This is a genomic window from Enterobacter sp. K16B (assembly GCF_020216105.1).
Lineage (GTDB): Bacteria > Pseudomonadota > Gammaproteobacteria > Enterobacterales > Enterobacteriaceae > Enterobacter > Enterobacter sichuanensis.
In genome coordinates this window covers 1-20,114 of the sequence record NZ_JAIWJZ010000035.1, presented here as the reverse complement: position 1 = coordinate 20,114, position 20,114 = coordinate 1, and the positions used below count along the sequence as shown (strand labels likewise).

Sequence of the window (20,114 nt, the reverse complement as noted above, 5' to 3'; positions counted from 1 at the left end):
ATGCATTTTAGCATTACATTCGCATTACATCGAATTCTGGATAACGCCTCTCAAAACCGACTCAAACTCTCCATCGCCACCGCCTTAAACCCGGCAAAATCCCTGCAGCCACAGAGCCGCGACATCGCCCGTTCGCGCAGGAAGGTGACGAAGATATCGTAAATCGCCATCGCCTCTTCGTACTCGCTTTTGCTGATGGCGAGCAGGAAGATGACGTGCGCGGTTTCGTCACCCCACGGGATGCCCTGCGGGGCGAGGACGGTATAGACCACCGTTTTCTGCGCCAGCAGGCCGAGGGAGTGCGGCAGCGCGATGCCATCCCCGAGCATGGTGCTGACGATGGCCTCACGCTCAACGACCGACTCCAGAAAGGCTTCCCCCACAAAGCCCTCTTCTTCAAGCTGTTCGCACAGCTCCCGGAACAGGGTCTGCTGGTCAACAGGCGTGTTAATAATGCGGAAATGGGCTGCGTCAAAGTATTTATCCAGCATCCACGGGCGGGTGCGGTCCACCAGCACCAGCTTGCCGATCTGCTCCAGCTGGTAATCCGTCGGGAACGGGGCAATCATCACCACCGGTTTCGACTTTTCGCTGACGCGGACGGTGGAAATAACAAAATCTTCGCTGATGGATTCGGTCAGCTCGTACTCGCGCAGGGTGAGGGTGCGCGTCATCTCAATTTGCGGGTATTTGCGCTGCAGCACCGCCTCAATCATGCGCACCATGGCATTACCGGCGTCACACACCAGCAGCACGCGCGGCTGGCGCTGGTAGCCGATGTTGTAGTGGCGCTCCAGCCCGACGCCGATGTGCAGCACCAGGAAGCCAATCTCGTTTTCGCTGATCACATACGGCGTATATTTGCCCCAGCTCGACACCGCCGCCAGGGTCATATCCCACGCCATCGGGTAGTGCTGCTTGATGTTATCCAGCAGCGGATTCGGGATCATGATTTGGTACCGCACGCGGGTGATCATGGTTTTGATGTGCGTGAGCAGATCCGCATGCAGCTGTTCGTCGCTGAGCAGGTTGTAGTTATAGTGGGTGTTAATGTAGCGCAGGATATAGTTAACCAGCGCTTCGTCGTCGTCGGCATTAATGGCGCTGGGCGCAATCTCCTGGATCTGCCGCGCGGCGATGTGGACACACAGCCAGCTCTCCTCCGAAGGTGAAAGCGCTTTGCCCGCCAGCTGCTGGAGGGTCACGGCGATATCTTTCGCCGCCTCTCGCACGTTCTCTTCCACGTCTTCGGCATGGAATTCCGGCAGCGGGTAACCTTCGCTGATGCGGCGCACCGACACCGCGCAGTACAGGCGCAGGAACAGCTCGCCTTCGTCGGTCAGGCGGATGTGATGATGCGTCAGTGCGTCGTGCAGCACCGGTACCATCTGCTCCGCCACGCCCGCATTCAGCGCAACCTCCGTCACCAGTGGATTCAGGCTGTCCTGCTGGGCCAGCTCCCAGAGCAGATCGGTCAGGCACGCGCGGATCGCCATCTCGCTGCCAAACAGCTTCATCCCGTGGCGAGGACGGGTTTCCAGCGTCAGGTTATAGCGGTGGAACCACTCGCGCACCTCGGCCATGTCGCTCTGCAGCGTGGCGCGGCTGACGAACCACTCGTCCGCCAGATCCTCAAGCTTGAGGGAAAAGGCCGAGGTCAGAAAACGCACCACCAGATAATGCACGCGCTCCGGCCCGGTCCGCGGAATGCGCAGCGCACGCGGGTGGGAGGCCTGCAGCTGCTGATAGCGCTCGGCATCCTCAATTTTGAGCTGGTAGCCGTTGCCCCGGCTCAGAATGAACTGCGCGCCGTGGCCTGCCAGCAGCGCGTTGAGGGCGGTGATATCCGCACGGACGGTTCGCGTGGAGACCGACAGCCGCTGCGCCAGCTCGTCCTGTGGCAGCGTCTCGTTTTGCAACAGATCGAAAAGTTGCGCTAAACGTTGGTTCGGGAATCGCACGTCGTTGTCCTCTTACGGCTTAAGGTGAAATAACCATCTGGGATGGGCTGCCGACCGGGGTATAATCTGGCTCAACGCTTAGCCTGCCGTCCTGACCGACGCGGAAACGGGTAATGTTGTCGCTGCGCTGGTTCATAACGTACAGCCAGCGGCCCTGTTTATCGAGCGTCAGGGTGCGCGGGTAATCGCCTCGCGTCCAGACATCATCCTGATGCGTCAGCGTGCCCTCCGCTGTTACGGTAAAGTGCCCGATGCTGTTATGCAAACGGTTAGCCACATACAGCTGTTTACCATCGGCGCTTAACGCCAGCCCCGCCGCAAAACTGGTGCCTTTGTACCCTTCCGGCAGAGCAGACACCGTTTTGCCCTCTTTCAACGTACCGTTGGCCTGCACGGCATAGTGGGTGAGCGTCGACGCCTCTTCATTAATCAGCCACAGGGCGTCCCCCTTCGGCGTGAAGACGAAATGGCGCGGTCCGGCCCCTTTTGAGGAGGCGCGAATAAACGGCGGATCGTTTGGCGTCAGCTTGCCGGTTCGCTCGTCCAGGCGGTACTGGTAGATGCGATCTAACCCCAGATCGGTGGAAAACACGTATTTCCCGCTGGGATCGGCGGCGATCATGTGCGCATGAGGTCCGTTGTGATCGCTGATGGCAAAACTGCCTTCAGCGGCCGCTTCCGGTTTTGCCGCGCCCGGTTCGCCCTGATCCTGATGGATGTCCGTGGCCTCCCCCAGGCTGCCGTCTGCCTTAACCGGCAGAACGGCAATCGACCCGCTGACGTAGTTGGCCACCAGCAGATGCTGGCCATTTGGCGTCAGCGAAAGATAAACCGGCCCGGCCCCGCCGGACGCCACCTGATTGAGCTCGCTCAGCTCACCCTTATCGCCGATGCGCAGCGCCTGCACCACGCCCTGCTCCACTTCGCTTGCCAGATAGAGCGTTTTGCCGTCGGGCGAGACGGTCAGCTGCGCGGCGTTCGGCAGTTTGCTCACCAGCGTTTTATTGCCGAGCGCGCCGGTTTGCGGGTCGATGGTAAAGCGGTACAGCCCTTCCCCGTTAGGGTTATAGGTACCCACCCAGGCGTACTGCGTCTGGGCGACAGCGGCGCTGGCAAGTAAAGAGAGTGAAGCGACAAGCAGGTTACGGGTATGCATGGTGGCTCCTGTTGAAGGTATTACTTAACGAGTTTCTTCGTCATTTCAAGCAACGTACGCACATCTTCCGGACGCGTATCGCCGCTGGCTTTGTCGATAATCGAGCTGTAGATATGCGGGATGATTTTGCTCACGCCTGCGTCCAGGGCGATCTGCAGGATCTCCTCAAAGTTCTCCAGATCGATTCCCCCGGTCGGCTCCAGCCAGAAGTCGTGTCGGGCGCAGGCTACTGCTACAGCCTGATATTCGTCACGGCACTTGAGCCCGCCCATCGGGAAGTATTTGATTGAGCTGCCGCCAAAATCTTTCAGCAGGGCAATCGCCGTTTCCACCGGCACAATGCCGTCCGGTGCCGCGCTGCTCAGCGGGCCGGTGGAGATTTTCACCATGCCGACGGTGCCGGTCGGTGAGACCAGACCGTTAACCACGGAGTCGTTCTGCCCCAGCAGTGCGCGGCTGGTGGCGACGCCGGTAAAGACCTGATTGACGTGCTGCGGTTGCACCTGGCGGGCGATTTCGCTCACCATCGCCGACTGGTTCGGGTCGCCTGCGCCAAGTCCTACCGAGAGCGCGTTGTCAATCAGCGCCGCGTACTCACGCATATCAGCGACCGCGCTGGCTACGTCCGGATAATTTTTGGAGAGCACGCCCACCAGCACATGACCTTCCGCCGCCTCGTAAATGGCGCTGGCGTTAGCCTTCGAACCTGCCAGCACGTTCAGACAGACGCGGTCACGGTAAAAATTGGGGGTCAGTTTCATGCCTTATTCTCCTGTCCTAACACTTCACTAATGCGACGGTACACAATGTTCAACTGGTCAGCATTCACGCTGCGCACGTCCGCTTCGATGATCCCTTCGTTGGCCTTGTAGCCACGGAAGTAAATGGCGTATTCGCCCTGCTTCAGGGCATTCACCAGCTCGCCGGTGCCGATGCCGGTAATGGCTTCGTCGAACTTAATCTCGGTGCGCGCGATATCGCGACCCGCGCTGTCCCAGACCACGCGCGCCGTGACGCCGTTCAGGGTATTGAGTGCGTCGATAAACGGCGTCATCTTCGCCACCATTTCCGCACCGCTCTCTTTGGTCGCCGTCAGGTAGTGTTCGATGGCGCAGGTCAGGCCGAGGATCCCCTCTTTGCCGACCTTCATCGCGCGGCCAATGCCCGCCGTCTGGCGCTTCACCCACTCGACGTAGCGGGTCTTGCCGATCACCAGCCCGCTGGTAGGCCCTTCAATCGCCTTCGCGCCGCTGTAGATCACCAGATCGGCCCCGGATCGGTAGTAGGTATGCAGATCTTCTTCCGCTGCCGCGTCGACGATCAGCGGAAGATCGTGTTTACGCGCCACCACCGCCGCCTGCTCGACGCTGAGCATGCTTTTCTGCACGCAGTGGTGCGATTTGATGTACAGGATCGCCGCGGTGCGTGGGGTGATTGCCGCCGCCAGCTGATCGGCGGAACATTCGTTGGCATAGCCCGCTTCCACCACCCTGCCGCCGCCCAGCGCCACCATGGTGCCCACCGGCGCGCCGAAGTTAACGTTGTGCCCTTTCGGCAGGACGATCTCGTTGTTTTCAACGGGCGTCACGTGCAGGTTTTCCAGCAGCCAGTCGCTGTCTTTCACCAGCACCGCCGCCACCGACTGGGCAATGCCCGCCGAGGCGCAGGAGACCACCGTCGCCCCTTCAACGTCCAGCAGCTTCGCGATGTATTCCCCGGTTTTGTTAACCAGATCCTTCATCTCGAAATAGTGATTCATGCCGTCCATCGCCGCCTGAACCACTTCCGGGCGCGGCGTGGAGACGCCCAGCGCCGTCATGCGGCCGGAGGTGTTGATGACCTGCTTTAAGTTGTATTTCTCATAAATCGAAGGCATGTTCCGTGCTCCCTTGTTCGGTCATGTAGCCCTTGCCCGCGCGGATCGCGGCAAGCGGCACCAGAATGTGTTCAGCCTGCAGGCTGTCGTTTTCGGCATCCGTCAGCACCGTCGGCTGACGTTTAACGGTGAACAGCGTCAGGTCGGCGTCAAGGCCGGGTTGAATGCGCCCTTTGCGCGCCAGTCGCAGGCCATCAGCCGCGTTCGCGGTCACGCAGTCAATCACCTGCGGCAATGACATGCCGATGGCGAGGAATTTAGACATCACGCTCGCCAGCGACCCGACCGGGCCATTGATGCGGTTGCGGCAGTAGATATCCGAGCTGATGGTGTGGGGCAGAATGCCCATCGCGATGGCACGTTTTGCCACCTCAAAGCTGAAGCTCGCCGTACCGTGGCCAACGTCCAGCCGTACGCCGCGCTTCAGCGCAGACGTAATGGACGCACGCAGCTCGCCGGAAGGCGTCAGAATGCGGTTTGGTTTGCCGTTATAGCAGTGGGTGATGATGTCGCCCGAGCTCAGCAATTCGGCGATTTCGTCGAGGTTTGGCGGGTTATTGCCGATGTGCACCATCAGCGGCAGGTCGCCGTTCTCTTTCTGGATGGCTTTCGCACGCGCAAGCGGCGTAATGCCGTTGTCACCGACCACGCTGCTGCTCATGCGCGCTTTCAGGCCGACGATAAAATCAGGGTGGCGTTTTACCGCCTGTTTCACCGCGTCGGCGTCAACATTGGCCATATTGGCCAGCTCGTTCTGGGCAATCAGCCCTACGCGGGAGATGTTCAACAGCGCGAACACCTCGGTGGTGGCTTTGCGGGTAATTTCATAGAAATCGTCCACGTCGTCTGCCCCGGTACTGCCCGCATCCACCACGCTGGTGACGCCGGTGGCAATCCCGACGCTGTCCGGTTCGTCGTGGTAAATCGGGGAGTTCGGGTAGCAGTGAACGTGCGAGTCGATCCAGCCTGCGCTGACGAACACGTCACCGTTCAGCTCAACCGTCTTATGCGCGGGAGCATCAATCTCGCCCAGCGCCGCGATCGAACCGTCCTGAATGGCGATATCGGTCAGGGTATCGTCGGCAAGGCGCGCGCGGCGCAGGAGTAAATCAAACATGGGGTTCTCCTGATAAGGCGGGCGCCAGCGCGCCCGCAGGTATTAAAGGGCGACCGGGAACAGCCAGCCTAAAATCATTGCACCCAGAATGGCGCCACCGGTAATGGGCTTCTGCCAGATGTAGAACAGCAGCGCGCCCAGCAGGGAGCCCACGCCAATCGGGATGGAGGCAGTCATGGCGCTGAGGATAATCAACGGCCCCAGGAAGCGGCCGGAGGCGTTACCTGCGCCCATCATGACGTCTGCGCCATAGGTGGAGTTGCTCTGGTTGATGGTGAACTTACGCGCCAGGATGATGACGTAGCCAATCGCCAGACCAATCACCAGGCCGGTGATCAGCGCGGCAATAAAGTTGGTCACCGGGAACATGATGCCCGCCCCCAGCAGCAGTGCCGGAACCCCCAGCCCCACGCCGGTCTGGATGGCGCCGCCGATGTCGAGAATACCGACCAGCGACCCTTCGATAATACGGGCGAACAGGAAGCTCGCGCCAAACGCCGCCACCGCGCCGTAGACGCCGGTATCAATCCCGGCTTTCAGCATCGCCACGAAGGCCACTTCGTTAAACGCGCCGATGCCATAGAGGTAGTACATGTGCGTCCCGGCGAACACGCCGGAGGAGAGCAGGCCAACGAAGATCGGGAACGACCAGTCGGCATACCAAAAACCTTTATTCTGTTCCATTGCAGGCTCCTGTTATTTACCGCTGAGCGAGTTGTGGATCATGTCGAGCCAGTTCGGCACGGTCAGATGGAAGGATTCGATCATCTTCATGTCGAAGCCGCGGAAGAAGCCGCTCAGCACGAAGAGCAGGACGATCGCCGCCATCATCACTTTGGTGACGTGGTTCCAGCCGCTCTCTTCCACGCCTTTACCGATCAGGATCCCCAGTACCAGGCCCGGTACGGCGTTGCCCATAATCAGCTGCGCTGCGCCGCCGAAGATGGTGGCCCAGAAGCCCGATTTTTTACCTGCGTCGATGGCCGCCAGCCAGAAAATCACCGGCATCACGGTGTTGACCAGCAGGTTCGCCGCTGGTACCAGCACCTTCACGGCGGTGACCTGCAGTGCGGCAGGGACCGAGGAGGCGGTCAGGTTCAGGAAGGTCACGACGACCATGCCGATCACGCCGCAGGCAATCGCCATTTTGCGCGGGTCGTGCAGCGTTTCGCCGACGTTACGGTTTTTGATCATCAGTGCAGCCGCACCCCAGTTCGGGATGATGCGGTGGTCAACGTCCTGTGTGAAAGCCCCTGCAGCCACGGAAGAGGCCCAGGCGTTAAAGAAGAAACCTAACCCAAAGGAGAAGTGAGACGCCGGATCCCCTTCGCAGGAGTTCAGCTCCCCCAACGTACGAAACGCGCCCATCCCCTGTGTGGTAGGCGCATGAAACATGCGTGCAGCCCCGGCCCCGACACCGACGCCTACCAGGCCGCCGATGATGAGCGATTTTATTAATATAATTAAGAACATCAGTCTGCCCTTTTATGAATAATCAGCGTTGCGTGACGAAATCCACCTGGTCAAGATTGATGGCGGTCACGTTGACGGTCACATCCAGCTCCACGCTGTAGGTGCGTCTTTCCCGGCGCAGAAAGAAGAACAGAAAGGCTTCTTTTCGCACCGCTTCTTGCGCCTGAACGACCTGCACATCCTGTGGCTCAATACGCAGTAAGATATGCGGTGAGGCTTTCATCACCGCGGCCTGAACGTGGTTGAGCGCGTCGGCAAAGGCGCGCGCTTTGGCGTCGCCTTTGCCCTTCACTCTCACCGTGGTTGTGAACTGTTCTTTCATGCTTATGCGCCGTATTTTTTCTGCCACGCCTGCACCAGACGCTCGCCCAGCTCTTCTTTATCCATAAAGCCAAAACCCAGCACGTTGCAGCCTTCGTTGATGGCAGTCACGCCTTCATCCACGGAACGCATACCGTATTTGGCTTTGTAGCCATATTTGGTCTGGGCGGTGATGGCGCCCGCGCCGCCGCTGCCGCAGAAGGAGATACCGAAGGTGGCGTTTTCCGCTTTCATCACGTCGCCCAGCTTCATATCCGCGGCCATGCCCGGCACAACCACCGCGCGTCCACCCGCTTTTTCCACACCAGCGGCCACTTTCTGACCTTTACCCAGGCGATCGCCAATCACGACTGTAATCTGTTCCATGTGTTGCTCCTTAAAGGTTGTCTTTCGCGACTTCAAAGTGAACGGAGAGCAGCCAGGCCTCTTCATCAGGAAGGTTGCCAAACTGCGCCACCACTTCACGTGCCAGCCGCATTGAATCCGGTGAAATTTCGTCGAACAGCTCCGCTTCAACCTCCGGCAGCGGCTCGCCGGTCACGGACCGGTGCGCCATCGCACGAACGTGGGAGGTGAGCATCTGCTCCTGTACCGCATTGGGGATGATGTTGTGCCGGGCCAGCAGGGCATAAACCTGCTGCAGCATCGTGTTCGCAAGCTGCTCTGTTTGCACTGCCTGTTCCCCAATGTCGTTCATTACCGCTCCGTTACTCACTGGTCTTACCCCGTTAATGGCTCTGTAAGTAAACTAACGGCGGGGGGAAAGGGTTTGTAGCGAGTTGTTTTCCACTTCGAAGTGGAAAGGCGGGCCGCAGCAGTGATCTGTGCCACATAAATTCGCTGAATCTGGATAAACCACTGTATTTACGTGATGAATATCACGCTATTACGCGGCAAGAAACAGGTCAGCGAAGTGGAAAAGATTACGAGTCGGCTCGTAGAAATGTGATGTGGATAAGGTTTTCTTATGGGGATTCGCTAGAGTGGCGACGGGTGCTTGAGACTGACCGTCTCAGGCAAGGGACGGAAAGTGGAAAGCCCCTACCTGAATTTAAATCAGGACGGGGCTGTAAACGACACGTCTAGCCACGTGATGTTTGCTACCTCGCCCGCTTTACAGCAAGGAGGCATCCATGAAACGCAGAAACCCAAGTATCGGGGTTTTGATGATTATTTCTTTGACGATAATCATCTTAACGCTGGTGACGAGGAAAACACTGTGCGAGATCCGTTTTCGAAACGGCTCGCTTGAAGTGACCGCGCGGATGGATTGTCGCTCCGGCAAGTAGGGAGCAAAGATGTGGAGGCGCGCAGTGCGCCTCCGCATACGGAGGAAGGACGTACAGCTCAGGCACCCAATTAACGGTACTTTTTATGATACGTGTTGCGCGTCGTCACAAACTGCTCGGCCGCGGCCTGGGCTTCTTTCACTTTGCCTTCGTTGGCGAGCTTCAGCGCACCGTCGATTTGCCCTACCAGCACGTCAAAGCCGTGACGGTAGTCTTTCATCTCGGCACTGTCTGCCGCTTTGTTTTCAAGCTTAGGCGGTGTTGCTTTCTGGGCATCCAGCGCCGCTTCACGCATTTTGGTCAGCGCGTCTTTCATTTCCGCCGCATTGTCCGTTTTCTGCACCACCTTCAGGTTTTGCCCGAGGATGCCCATGTCGTCTTCAAGATCGGCAGCAAACGCAGAAGAGCCAAGAACCAGCGTTGAAGCCGCGACGATCGCTAACAGATGTTTACGCATTGCTCACTTCCTTTTTTATTATTAACAAAACGCTATCTCTATTGTCCGGCGATTTTCATTTCCGGGAGTAATACAGAACCACACTGTATATTGCTGCGTGTTTCAATATCGTTACCGACCGTAACGATGTTGCGCCACATGTCCTTCAGGTTGCCGGCAATGGTAATTTCGCTCACCGGATACTGGATTTCGCCGTTTTCCACCCAGAAGCCCGCCGCACCACGAGAGTAATCCCCGGTGATGCCGCTCACGCCCTGGCCCATCAGCTCTGTGACGATCAGCCCGGTGCCCATCTCTTTCAGCATCTGCTCAAAGCTCAGACCCTGTCCGGCGATGCGCCAGTTATGGATGCCGCCTGCGTGCCCGGTGCTTTTCAGCCCCAGCTTGCGCGCGGAGTAGTTGGTCAGCAACCACTGGGTCAGCACGCCGTCTTTGACGATATCACGACGTTCGGTACGCACGCCTTCGCTGTCGAACGGTGTGGAGGCGAGGCCTTTCAGCAGGTGCGGATGCTCTTCGATGGTCAGCCAGTCCGGCAGAATCTGCTTGCCCAGCGAGTCGAGCAGGAAGGTCGATTTACGGTACACGGACCCCCCGGCGATAGCGCCCACCAGATGGCCAAACAGTCCGGTCGCCACTTCATTGGCAAAAATGACCGGGGCCTTCATGGTGGAGAGTTTACGCGGTGACAGGCGCGACAGCGTGCGTTCGGCGCACTCTTTACCGACCCACTCCGGAGACTGTAAATCCCCCAGCGCGCGGCCAATGGTGTAGGCGTAGTCGCGCTCCATGTCGCCGTTCTCTTCGGCGATCACGCAGCTGGAGAGCGAATGACGGGTGGAGCAGTAGCCCTGCAGCATGCCGTGGCTGTTGCCGAACACTTTGATGCCGTAATGGCTGTTGAAGCTGCCGCCTTCGGTATTGGTAATACGTTTATCGGCCTGCAGGGAAGCCTGCTCAGCGCGGGCAGCCAGTTCAATGGCTTCGTCCGGGGTGACGTCCGCCGGGTGGAAAAGGTCGAGATCCGGGGCATCAAAGGCCAGCAGCTCTTTATCCGCCACGCCAGCGTAAGGGTCTGGCGAGGTATAACGGGCGATATCCAGCGCCGCCTGCACCGTACGGGCAATGGCATCCGGGCTGAGGTCGGTCGAGGAGGCACTGCCTTTGCGATTCTGGTGATACACCGTGATCCCCAGCGCGCCATCGCTGTTGAATTCTACATTTTCCACTTCGCCATAGCGGGTACTCACGCTAATACCGGTGGTTTTGCTGACCGCCACTTCGGCGCCATCTGATTTACCTGAAGCGAGCGTCAGCGCGGTGGAGACGGCTTCTTCCAGAATCTTACGCTGCGCTTCAACTTGTGAGGTTACTTTCATCGCAAATGCCATACTGTAAGAGAGAGTTAACTGAAGTCTAACAGAGAACCGTTTTTCAGTGCGCGTCTTAACTGGTAACATTAGCCTCTTTTTTTAAGGAGCCTGACATGACTAAGCAGCCCGAAGACTGGCTCGACGACGTTCCCGGTGATGACATCGAAGACGAAGATGATGAGATCATCTGGGTCAGTAAAAGTGAAATTAAACGCGACGCCGAAGAGTTAAAACAGCTTGGCGCAGAAATGGTGGAACTGGGTAAAAACGCGCTGGACAAGATCCCGCTCGACCAGGATCTGCGTGATGCCATTGAACTGGCACAGAAAATCAAAAAAGAAGGCCGTCGTCGCCAGCTTCAGCTTATCGGTAAAATGCTGCGTCAGCGCGACGTTGATCCGATCCGCCAGGCGCTGGACAAGCTGAAAAACCGCCATAACCAGCAGGTTGCGCTGTTCCATAAGCTGGAGCAGATCCGCGATCGTCTGATTGAACAGGGTGATGACGCCGTACCGGAAGTCCTGAACCTGTGGCCGGATGCCGACCGCCAGCAGTTGCGCTCCCTGATCCGTAACGCGAAGAAAGAGAAAGAAGGGAATAAGCCGCCGAAGTCTGCGCGCCTGATTTTCCAGTATCTGCGCGAGCTGTCTGAGAACGAAGAGTAATCCGTGCGTTTTGCGCCGGATGGCGGCGTAAACGCCTTATCCGGCCCACAAGGTCCTGCAAAATCCAGGCCCGGTAAGCGCAAGCGCCACCGGGCTTTTTTTTACACGTCGGCGGCCACTTCCGCTTTTTTCGCCAGACCGTCCAGCAGCTTCTGATGGATCCCACCAAAACCGCCGTTACTCATCACCAGAATATGGTCGCCCGGCTGGGCCGCTTTCACCACCATCTCCGCCAGCGTATCCACATCCGCGCTCCAGTGCGCCGGCTGGATGCAGGCATCGGCCACTTCCGCCACCTGCCACGGAATATGCTGCGGCTGCAGCAGGAAGACCTCATCGGCACGCCCTAAAGAGGGCGCGAGATCGTCTTTGCAGATCCCCATCTTCATGGTGTTCGAACGCGGTTCCAGCACCGCCAGAATGCGCGCGGTACCGCCGACTTTGCCGCGCAGGGCCGCAAGCGTCGCCAGAATCGCCGTTGGATGGTGTGCGAAATCGTCATACACCGTGACGCCGTGGGCTTCACCGCGCAGCTCCAGACGGCGACGGGCATTGATAAACGAGCCCAGTGCGTTCGCCGCATCCGCAGGCTGAACGCCCACATGGCGTGCGGCCGCGATCGCCATCAGGCCGTTGTGCATGTTGTGTTCACCCACCAGGCCCCACTTCACCTCACCCACTTTTTCACCGTCGAGCAGCACTTCCCACTCCGAGGCATCCGCGTTGAGTTTCTTCGCCTGCCAGTGGCCCTGCTCGCCCACCAGCTCCTGCTCGCTCCAGCAGCCCATTGCCAGGGTCTGTTTCAGGTTGATGTCGTTTTCCGGCAGGATGATACGGCCCTGGCCCGGCACGATGCGCACCAGATGATGGAACTGCTTCTGAATGGCTTTCAGATCGTCAAAGATATCCGCATGGTCGAACTCAAGATTATTGAGGATCAGCGTCCGCGGGCAGTAATGGACGAATTTGGAACGTTTGTCGAAGAAGGCGCAGTCATACTCGTCGGCTTCGATAACAAAGAACGGGCTGTCACCCAGGCGCGCAGAGACGTCGAAATTACCCGGTACGCCGCCAATCACGAAGCCCGGTTTATAGCCACAGGCTTCAAGGATCCAGGTCGCCATCCCGGCGGTAGTCGTTTTACCGTGGGTCCCGGCAACGGCAACCACCCAGCGGTCACGCAGCACGAAATCATGCAGCCACTGCGGGCCGGACATGAACGGAATATTGCGTTCCAGTACCGCCTCAACGCACGGATTGCCGCGGGTCATGGCGTTGCCAATGATGACCAGGTCCGGCTCGGGATCCAGCTGGCTGGCATCGTAGCCCTGAATCAACGCGATGCCCTGTTTCTCCAGAAGCGTGCTCATTGGCGGATACACATTGGCGTCCGAACCTGTCACTTCATGGCCCAGCGAGCGCGCCAGCATTGCCAGTCCGCCCATGAAAGTGCCACAAATCCCCAATATATGAATGCGCATACGTCACTATCCTTCTTCAATGTGGCGCACATTTTACTCACATGTTAGCGGCTGTGAAACGCATTTCAGGAAAATCCGTATCCTGCTGGCGCGATTCACCTCTGCGCTACTATTTGAATCTTTGTTAAGATTGTTGGGCTTTAGTCGTTTTAGTGAACATACAATCGCTTTACTCACAAAGATGCAGGGAAAGTGTTATGAAAACGTTAGGTGAATTTATTGTCGAAAAGCAGCACGAGTTCTCTCATGCTACCGGTGAACTCACTGCTTTGCTGTCGGCAATAAAGCTGGGCGCTAAGATCATCCACCGTGATATCAACAAGGCCGGTCTGGTCGATATCCTGGGTGCCAGCGGTGCCGAGAACGTTCAGGGCGAGGTTCAGCAGAAACTCGATCTGTTCGCAAATGAAAAACTGAAAGCTGCACTGCGCGCGCGCGACATCGTTGCGGGTATCGCCTCCGAAGAAGAAGATGAAATTGTTGTTTTCGAAGGGTGTGAACACGCGAAATACGTTGTTCTGATGGATCCGCTCGACGGCTCCTCCAACATCGACGTTAACGTTTCTGTCGGTACCATTTTCTCCATCTACCGCCGCGTCACGCCTGTTGGCACGCCGGTGACCGAAGAAGATTTCCTGCAGCCGGGCAATAAGCAGGTTGCTGCCGGTTACGTCGTGTATGGCTCCTCCACCATGCTGGTGTATACCACCGGGTGCGGGGTTCACGCCTTTACGTACGATCCTTCCCTGGGCGTCTTCTGCCTGTGTCAGGAACGTATGCGCTTCCCGGAAAAGGGCAGTACCTACTCCATCAACGAAGGAAACTACATCAAGTTCCCGAACGGTGTGAAGAAGTACATCAAATTCTGCCAGGAAGAAGATAAAGCGACGCAGCGCCCGTACACGTCCCGCTATATTGGCTCTCTGGTTGCGGACTTCCACCGTAACCTGCTGAAAGGCGGTATCTACCTCTATCCAAGCACCGCAAGCCACCCGGACGGGAAACTGCGTCTGCTGTATGAATGCAACCCGATGGCGTTCCTGGCCGAACAGGCGGGCGGCAAGGCGAGCGACGGTAAAGAGCGTATTCTGGATATCGTGCCGGAAAGCCTGCACCAGCGTCGTTCATTCTTCGTCGGCAACAACCACATGGTTGAAGACGTTGAACGTTTTATCCGTGAGTATCCGGACGCGTAATACCTTTCTTCAGGGGAGCCCGTCTGGCTCCCCTGCTCATTTATATATTTTACCGTATAAGTGTTTATAAAAAACACGCTTTAATCCTGAGCACTGCTCCTGCATTATTTCCATAACAGTTTGACAGATATTTCGTGGAGCAGAATCGCAATGAAAAATTATTCTCGTGCTAATACCGGTATTGATTTAAATCTTATCCCTGTTTTTATTGAGATCGTCCGCTGCGGCAGCATGGCAAAGGCGGCGGTGCGTCTCGACATGTCCCGCCCAGCGGTGAGTCTGGCCCTGAAACGTTTTAATCAACTGTTTGATGAGCCGCTATTTTTCCGCAAAGGTTTATATCTCGAGCCGACGGAAAAAGCATTAGCCCTAACCAGTTCACTGGAAATATTAATGGGCGATATTCACGATAATATCGCAGCAGTCAATTCTGCAAGAAATAAAACCCCGACACAAAACGTACCGGGGCTGGGCAATATTATGCCGCGTTCTGAGTCGTCACTTTGAATGAGGACATGGCGTCCATCAGCTGACGCGACTGCTCCTCAAGGGAGCGGGTCGCGGCGGAGGATTGCTGCACCAGCGCCGCATTCTGCTGCGCGGTTTCGTCCATCTGATTCACCGCAATATTCACCTGCTCAATCCCGCGGCTCTGCTCCTGGGACGCGGTGGCAATTTCGCGCATCAGTTTCGTCATGCGCAGCACTTCGGTTGCGATCTCATCCATTGTTTCACCTGCCTGCTGAGCCAGCTCGCTGCCCTCGTTAACATGGGTCTGCGAATCACTGATAAGTGAGCGGATCTCTTTCGCCGCGTCGGCGCTACGGCTTGCAAGGTTTCGCACTTCGCCCGCGACGACGGCAAACCCGCGCCCCTGCTCGCCCGCGCGCGCCGCTTCCACGGAGGCGTTAAGCGCCAGAATATTGGTCTGGAAGGCAATGCCGTCAATCACGCTCAGAATGTCGGCGATACGCGCCGAGCTGCCGGAGATATCCCGCATTTTCTCAATCACATAGCAGACCATTTCGCTGCCATGATCCGCAGTATCAGACACCGATTTCGCCAGCTGGTGCGCCTGCTCGGCGTTATCGGCGTTGAGTTTCACCGTGGCGGTGATCTCTTCCATACTGGCGGCCGTCTGTTCCAGCGACGTGGCGGTGGATTCAGTGCGCTCGGCAAGATCCCGGTTCCCCGCCGTCAGTTCGCGGCTGCCGGTGTCAATTTGCGCGCTGGCATCACGTACCCGCAGCACCGAGTTCATCAGCGACTGACGCATCTCCTCTATGGCGGCATTGAGACGGTTAAATTCCTGGCTCGCGGGCGCATTTAGCGTATGGGTTAAATCACCCGCCGCCACGTTCTCCAGCTGAGCGATTGACGCCGAGAGCGGCTTGAGCAGCATATGGCGCAACACCAGCCAGGCCAGCACGATAATGCCTGCCGTCAGCAGCGCTGCGACGATAATCAGGATCAGTACGCGGGTTTTACTCTCCTGCACGGCACTGACTTCTGCCTGGCCTCGCGCTTCACTCCATTTCTGAAACGCCTGCATAGCGTTATCAAATTGCTTCGCCACCGGGATCAGGGCGTTTTCCAGCAGATCGTAGTAATTGTCAGCGCTCTGGTCATTCAGGGCTTTCAGCATCGGGTTGATCCCCTGCTGGTTATACGCCGCCAGCGTGGTCTCCACGTTATTGAGAAGCTGTTGCCCCTGCTCGTCAGCCACGCCGCCGTCGATCACGCCTTTCAGCGTTTTCTGGGCCAGGGCGACTTCCTGATTGATATTTTTTACCGCTCTGGAGGCATCGTCCAGCATACCGATTTCCATCATCCGGACGGCCTGGCCCGCTTCATTGCGCGCACGCAGGATCAGCGTATAGCCAGAATTAAGCTGCACCATCTGCTCACCCTGAAGGTGGTTGATACGCTGCAGTGAAGAAGAACTCTGTGTGAGGGCATAAATGCCAATGCCGCTGACAATCAGCAGCAGAAGGGTCATAACGGCCAGTAAAGAGAGCAAGCCGGTACGAATCGATAGCGTTTTAAGCATGATATTATTTCCGGTAGCGAGATATTTCTGGGCATAAAAAAAGAGTATCGGCCGCTACCGGAAAATGTTTAGACTTTAAGCAAATTCAGCATGTTATCGCTCTGTTACCGACGTGTTTACGCGGGTAACAGGTGAGCTTTGGCGGTTCTCCCAGAGCACCGTCAGACCGCGCTGCAGGGCAATAAAGATAAACAGCAATATGCCGATGGCGATCTTCGTCCACCAGGAGCTGAGCGTACCGTCAAAGTTGATATAGGTCTGAATCAGCCCCTGGATGGCCACGCCGAACAGCGTTCCCAGGACCGTTCCCACTCCACCGCTGAGCAGCGTGCCGCCGATGACCACCGAGGCAATGGCATCCAGTTCGACGCCTACCCCTGCCAGCGCGTAGCCCGCCTGGGTATAAACCGAGAAGACAATGCCTGCCAGCGTCGCCAGCCCGGTCGAGAGCATATAGATGCGAATGGTGGTGCTGCGGGTGGAGATCCCCATCAGGTTTGCCGAGGTGGCGTTGCCGCCAATGGCGTAAACCTGGTTGCCAAACCGGGTACGGTGGGCAAGGAAGATGCCAATGACCACCACGCCCAGCATCAGAAGCCCCATCGCGCTCAGACGACCGCCGCCGGGGATTTTCCACGCCAGGCTGGAGAGCGTGTCGTACACCGGATGGTTAATCGGAATTGACTCTTCCGACACCAGATAGCTCACCCCGCGCAGGAAGAACATGCCTGCGAGGGTAATGATAAAGGCCGGGATCTTTAACGCGTCGATCAACAGTCCCATAAAGGCACCAAACGCGCAGCCCATCACCAGCACCAGCGGGAAGGCCACCAGAGGAGAGATCCCCCAGAAACCAATCGCCTTCGCGAGGAACACGCCGGTGAAGGCGATCACCGAGCCGACGGAGAGATCGATCCCACCGGAGAGGATCACAAACGTCATGCCGACGGCGATAATCCCTAAAAAGGCGTTATCAGTCAGGATGTTGCAAATCACACGCGTCGAGGCAAACCCCGGGAACTGGGTCAGGCAGTAGAGATACCCCAGCACAAACACGCCCAGGGTGATCATTAACGGTAAATTACGTTTTATCATGGCCACGGATCCCCTTAATGATGCTGACAAAGCGCGGTGACTGGACGATCAGCACGCAGAGCACGACCACCGCTTTTACCACCTGGTTGAGTTCCGGCTGGAAACCGGAGAGCAGGATGCCGGTGTTCATCCCCTGAATGATCAGCGCGCCAATCACCGAGAGCAGCAGGTTAAAGCGCCCGCCCATCAGCGACCCGCCGCCGATCACCACTGCCAGGATCGCATCCAGTTCCAGCCAGAGTCCGGCGTTGTTGGCATCGGCCCCGCGAATATCTGCCGCGACGATAACCCCGGCGATGGCGGCGCACACACCGCTAAGCACGTAGGTCAGCATCACCATCAGACGCGTATTGACCCCGGCGTTGCGTGCCGCGCGAATATTGATCCCGACGGCTTCAATGAACATCCCCAGCGCCGTTTTGCGGGTGAAGAGCCAGAACACCACCAGCGTGACCAGAGCAATGATCACCGGCGTGGGGAAGAACAGCAGCTTGCCGCTGCCGAGCCACGCCAGGTTCGGCGAGTTGAAGGTGACAATTTGTCCGGAAGTAATGAGCTGTGCCACACCGCGCCCGGCGACCATCAAAATGAGCGTGGCGACAAAGGGCTGAATCTTCAGCACCGCCACCAGAATGCCGTTCCATAATCCTGCCAGCACGCCAGTGCCTAATGCCGCCAACAGGACGACCGGCAGGCTGTGCCCGGCCACGGTCATCGAGGCTGCCGTGGCCCCGGCGATGGCCCTCACCGCGCCGACGGAGAGATCGATCCCGCCGGTGGCAATGACCAGCGTCATCCCGATGGCCAGCAGCGCCACGGGCGCAGCCCGGTTCAGGATGTCTATCGGGCTGCCAAACAGGCGACCATCCTGAACAATAATCTGGAAGAAATGCGGTGCGACAAGGCTATCAACCAGCAGTACCACCAGCAGCGCCGCGATTTGTGGCGTGCCGGTTGGCCAGTTGAAGCGGCGCTTTGTTGCGCCAGTTTGCGAAAGCGAACGGGACATCACGATTCACTCCTTATGCCGCAATGGCATTCATGATCGCCGGAACGGACAGCTTATCCAGCGGGATCTCTGCCACCTGTTTGCGATCGCGCATGATAATGACGCGATCGGCATAGCCCACCAGCTCTTCCAGCTCAGACGAAATGACCAGCAGCGCCAGGCCGTCCGCACACAGCGTTTCGATAAGGCGGATAATTTCGGCGTGCGCCCCCACGTCAATGCCGCGGGTCGGTTCATCGAGGATCAGGAACTGCGGTTTGGTCAGCAGCCAGCGTGACAGCAGTACTTTTTGCTGGTTGCCGCCGGAGAGAAACTCAATGGGCTGTTCCGCGCTCGGGGTGCGGATGCCGAGCTGGCGGATAAAGCGCTCCGCAATCGCGTTCTGCTCTTTGCGGGGGATTGGCCTCAGCCAGCCGCGCTGCGCCTGCAGGGCCAGAATGATATTTTCGCGCACCGAGGCCGCGGCAATGATGCCATCCGTTTTCCGGTCTTCTGGGCAGAAACCGACGCCAAGACAGGAGGCCTGATGCGGCGATCGCAGGGTTTGCGGTTTACCCTTGATCAGCGCAGTGCCGCTGTCCGCAGGTTTGATCCCGAAGATCACTTCGGCGGTTTCGGTGCGTCCGGAGCCCAGCAGGCCCGCCAGGCCGACAATTTCGCCCGGGCGGACTTCCAGGTTAAACGGCGAGATCACCCCTTTTTTGCCATAATCGCTGAACGCGGCGACCGGTTTTTCGCTCAGCAGCGTGCGGCCTGCACGCTGAAGGGCGTTGGTTTCAAGTTCACGCCCCAGCATCATTTTGACCAGTTCGATCTGCGGCAGCTCGCGGGTTTCACGGCAGCCGACAAAGCTGCCGTTACGCAGCACCGTAATGCGATCGCTCACCTCGTACACCTGATCGAGGAAGTGGGTGACGAAGATCAGGCTGACCCCCTGATCGCGCAGCTGGCGCATCAGGGTAAAGAGCATCTCCACTTCCTGGGTGTCAAGGCTGGCGGTGGGTTCATCAAGGATCAGCACTTTTGCGGAGAGATCGATGGCGCGACAGATGGCGACAATCTGCTGCATCGCCACGGAAAAGCGGTTCAGCGGCTCGCGAACGTCGAGGGAGAAGCCGTATGATTCCATCAGCTTCGTGGCACGCGCCTCCATCTCTTTGCGGCGCAGCAGGCCAAAGCGTCGTGGCTCCCGGCCAATAAACAGGTTATCCGCCACCGACATATTCGGCAGCAGGTTCACCTCCTGGTACACCGTCCCGATCCCCAGCTGTTGGGCATGAGCGGTGTTTTTCGGTGAAATGGCGTGACCTTCCAGCCAGATGGTGCCGCGATCGGCATGGTAAACACCGGTCAGGGCTTTAATCAGCGTTGATTTTCCCGCCCCGTTCTCCCCCAGCAGCGCCATGATTTCACCGCGCCGCAGGCTGAAATCAACATTATCCAGCGCTTTTACGCCGGGAAAAAATTTACTCAAGCCCTCTGTGCGGAGGATTGCCTGGTATTGTTCAGTGGTCATGGTTTTCCCCCTGCATCAAGCCGGATGGCGCTACGCTTACCCGGCCTACAAAAGAGCGTATCGTAGGCCGGGTAAGCGT

21 protein-coding genes are annotated in these 20,114 nt (G+C 57.9%); 4 read left to right on the top strand and 17 right to left on the bottom strand.

Translation table 11 applies throughout. The features are described from left to right. Positions 1 to 50: 50 nt before the first annotated feature. The 10 genes from LDK53_RS09035 to LDK53_RS08990 are packed head-to-tail and all read right to left on the bottom strand — an operon-like array spanning position 51 to position 8,619. On the bottom strand, positions 51 to 1,961 hold the full coding sequence (locus tag LDK53_RS09035) for a BglG family transcription antiterminator (protein WP_045284450.1): 1,911 nt from the start codon (positions 1,959 to 1,961) through the stop codon (positions 51 to 53). A gap of 19 nt (positions 1,962 to 1,980) precedes the next feature. Then, complete coding sequence (locus LDK53_RS09030; RefSeq protein ID WP_225285569.1) at positions 1,981 to 3,117, bottom strand: lactonase family protein; 1,137 nt, start codon at positions 3,115 to 3,117, stop codon at positions 1,981 to 1,983. Positions 3,118 to 3,137: 20 nt separating this feature from the next. Then, positions 3,138 to 3,878, bottom strand: a complete 741-nt coding sequence (gene dagF, locus LDK53_RS09025; protein WP_059385677.1) for a 2-dehydro-3-deoxy-phosphogluconate aldolase — start codon at positions 3,876 to 3,878, stop codon at positions 3,138 to 3,140. Further along, positions 3,875 to 4,993, bottom strand: a complete 1,119-nt coding sequence (locus LDK53_RS09020) for a DgaE family pyridoxal phosphate-dependent ammonia lyase (RefSeq protein WP_095450375.1) — start codon at positions 4,991 to 4,993, stop codon at positions 3,875 to 3,877. The genes dagF and LDK53_RS09020 overlap by 4 nt, the downstream gene beginning before the upstream one ends. Then, on the bottom strand, positions 4,977 to 6,110 hold the full coding sequence (locus tag LDK53_RS09015) for an amidohydrolase/deacetylase family metallohydrolase (RefSeq protein ID WP_225285568.1): 1,134 nt from the start codon (positions 6,108 to 6,110) through the stop codon (positions 4,977 to 4,979). The genes LDK53_RS09020 and LDK53_RS09015 overlap by 17 nt, the downstream gene beginning before the upstream one ends. A 42-nt stretch (positions 6,111 to 6,152) precedes the next feature. Next, positions 6,153 to 6,794: a DUF4310 family protein gene (locus LDK53_RS09010; protein ID WP_008501407.1), complete on the bottom strand. Its 642-nt coding sequence runs from the start codon at positions 6,792 to 6,794 to the stop codon at positions 6,153 to 6,155. Between the two features lie 12 nt (positions 6,795 to 6,806). Beyond that, positions 6,807 to 7,583, bottom strand: a complete 777-nt coding sequence (locus tag LDK53_RS09005; RefSeq protein WP_025759080.1) for a DUF4311 domain-containing protein — start codon at positions 7,581 to 7,583, stop codon at positions 6,807 to 6,809. A gap of 22 nt (positions 7,584 to 7,605) precedes the next feature. After that, complete coding sequence (locus tag LDK53_RS09000; RefSeq protein WP_006810338.1) at positions 7,606 to 7,905, bottom strand: DUF4312 family protein; 300 nt, start codon at positions 7,903 to 7,905, stop codon at positions 7,606 to 7,608. 2 nt (positions 7,906 to 7,907) lie between these two features. Continuing rightward, complete coding sequence (locus tag LDK53_RS08995; protein ID WP_006810339.1) at positions 7,908 to 8,270, bottom strand: SFCGS family glycine-rich protein; 363 nt, start codon at positions 8,268 to 8,270, stop codon at positions 7,908 to 7,910. Between the two features lie 10 nt (positions 8,271 to 8,280). After that, positions 8,281 to 8,619, bottom strand: coding sequence for a glycine dehydrogenase (locus LDK53_RS08990; protein ID WP_095441974.1), 339 nt, complete (start codon positions 8,617 to 8,619; stop codon positions 8,281 to 8,283). A 418-nt stretch (positions 8,620 to 9,037) separates the two neighbouring features. Between LDK53_RS08990 and LDK53_RS08985 the strand changes: the two genes are divergently transcribed. Beyond that, the gene (locus LDK53_RS08985; RefSeq protein ID WP_017383916.1) at positions 9,038 to 9,193 is read left to right on the top strand and encodes a Hok/Gef family protein; all 156 of its coding nucleotides are present in this window, start codon (positions 9,038 to 9,040) and stop codon (positions 9,191 to 9,193) included. Positions 9,194 to 9,263: 70 nt separating this feature from the next. Here LDK53_RS08985 and cybC read toward each other — a convergent pair whose 3' ends face one another. Then, positions 9,264 to 9,650: a cytochrome b562 gene (cybC, locus tag LDK53_RS08980; RefSeq protein ID WP_025759075.1), complete on the bottom strand. Its 387-nt coding sequence runs from the start codon at positions 9,648 to 9,650 to the stop codon at positions 9,264 to 9,266. Between the two features lie 38 nt (positions 9,651 to 9,688). Beyond that, complete coding sequence (pmbA, locus tag LDK53_RS08975) at positions 9,689 to 11,041, bottom strand: metalloprotease PmbA (protein ID WP_225285567.1); 1,353 nt, start codon at positions 11,039 to 11,041, stop codon at positions 9,689 to 9,691. Positions 11,042 to 11,136: 95 nt separating this feature from the next. On the opposite strand from pmbA, the gene yjgA reads away from it, so the two are divergent. Next, positions 11,137 to 11,688: a ribosome biogenesis factor YjgA gene (gene yjgA / locus LDK53_RS08970; RefSeq protein WP_008501414.1), complete on the top strand. Its 552-nt coding sequence runs from the start codon at positions 11,137 to 11,139 to the stop codon at positions 11,686 to 11,688. Between the two features lie 101 nt (positions 11,689 to 11,789). On the opposite strand, the gene mpl is transcribed toward yjgA, so the two are convergent. Next, complete coding sequence (gene mpl / locus LDK53_RS08965) at positions 11,790 to 13,169, bottom strand: UDP-N-acetylmuramate:L-alanyl-gamma-D-glutamyl-meso-diaminopimelate ligase (RefSeq protein ID WP_045284444.1); 1,380 nt, start codon at positions 13,167 to 13,169, stop codon at positions 11,790 to 11,792. Positions 13,170 to 13,366: 197 nt separating this feature from the next. Here mpl and fbp point away from each other — a divergent pair, with 197 nt between their 5' ends. After that, complete coding sequence (gene fbp / locus LDK53_RS08960) at positions 13,367 to 14,365, top strand: class 1 fructose-bisphosphatase (protein ID WP_025759072.1); 999 nt, start codon at positions 13,367 to 13,369, stop codon at positions 14,363 to 14,365. Between the two features lie 150 nt (positions 14,366 to 14,515). Continuing rightward, complete coding sequence (locus LDK53_RS08955; RefSeq protein WP_059385672.1) at positions 14,516 to 14,872, top strand: helix-turn-helix domain-containing protein; 357 nt, start codon at positions 14,516 to 14,518, stop codon at positions 14,870 to 14,872. Here LDK53_RS08955 and LDK53_RS08950 read toward each other — a convergent pair. The 4 genes from LDK53_RS08950 to ytfR all read right to left on the bottom strand — a co-directional run bounded on the left by LDK53_RS08950 (position 14,844) and on the right by ytfR (position 20,035). After that, a complete protein-coding gene (locus LDK53_RS08950; protein WP_225285565.1) occupies positions 14,844 to 16,415 on the bottom strand; it encodes a methyl-accepting chemotaxis protein in 1,572 nt (523 codons plus the stop codon). The two genes, LDK53_RS08955 and LDK53_RS08950, sit on opposite strands and share 29 nt — an antisense overlap. 93 nt (positions 16,416 to 16,508) lie before the next feature. Further along, complete coding sequence (gene yjfF / locus LDK53_RS08945; RefSeq protein ID WP_021240694.1) at positions 16,509 to 17,510, bottom strand: galactofuranose ABC transporter, permease protein YjfF; 1,002 nt, start codon at positions 17,508 to 17,510, stop codon at positions 16,509 to 16,511. Further along, positions 17,497 to 18,522 carry a galactofuranose ABC transporter, ATP-binding protein YtfT gene (ytfT, locus tag LDK53_RS08940; RefSeq protein WP_225285562.1) on the bottom strand — a complete coding sequence of 342 codons (1,026 nt, stop codon included), beginning with the start codon at positions 18,520 to 18,522 and terminating at the stop codon, positions 17,497 to 17,499. The genes yjfF and ytfT overlap by 14 nt, the downstream gene beginning before the upstream one ends. Before the next feature lie 10 nt (positions 18,523 to 18,532). Continuing rightward, entirely contained in the window at positions 18,533 to 20,035 is a 1,503-nt protein-coding gene (gene ytfR, locus LDK53_RS08935) for a galactofuranose ABC transporter, ATP-binding protein YtfR (RefSeq protein ID WP_225285561.1), read from the bottom strand. Positions 20,036 to 20,114: the final 79 nt, after the last annotated feature.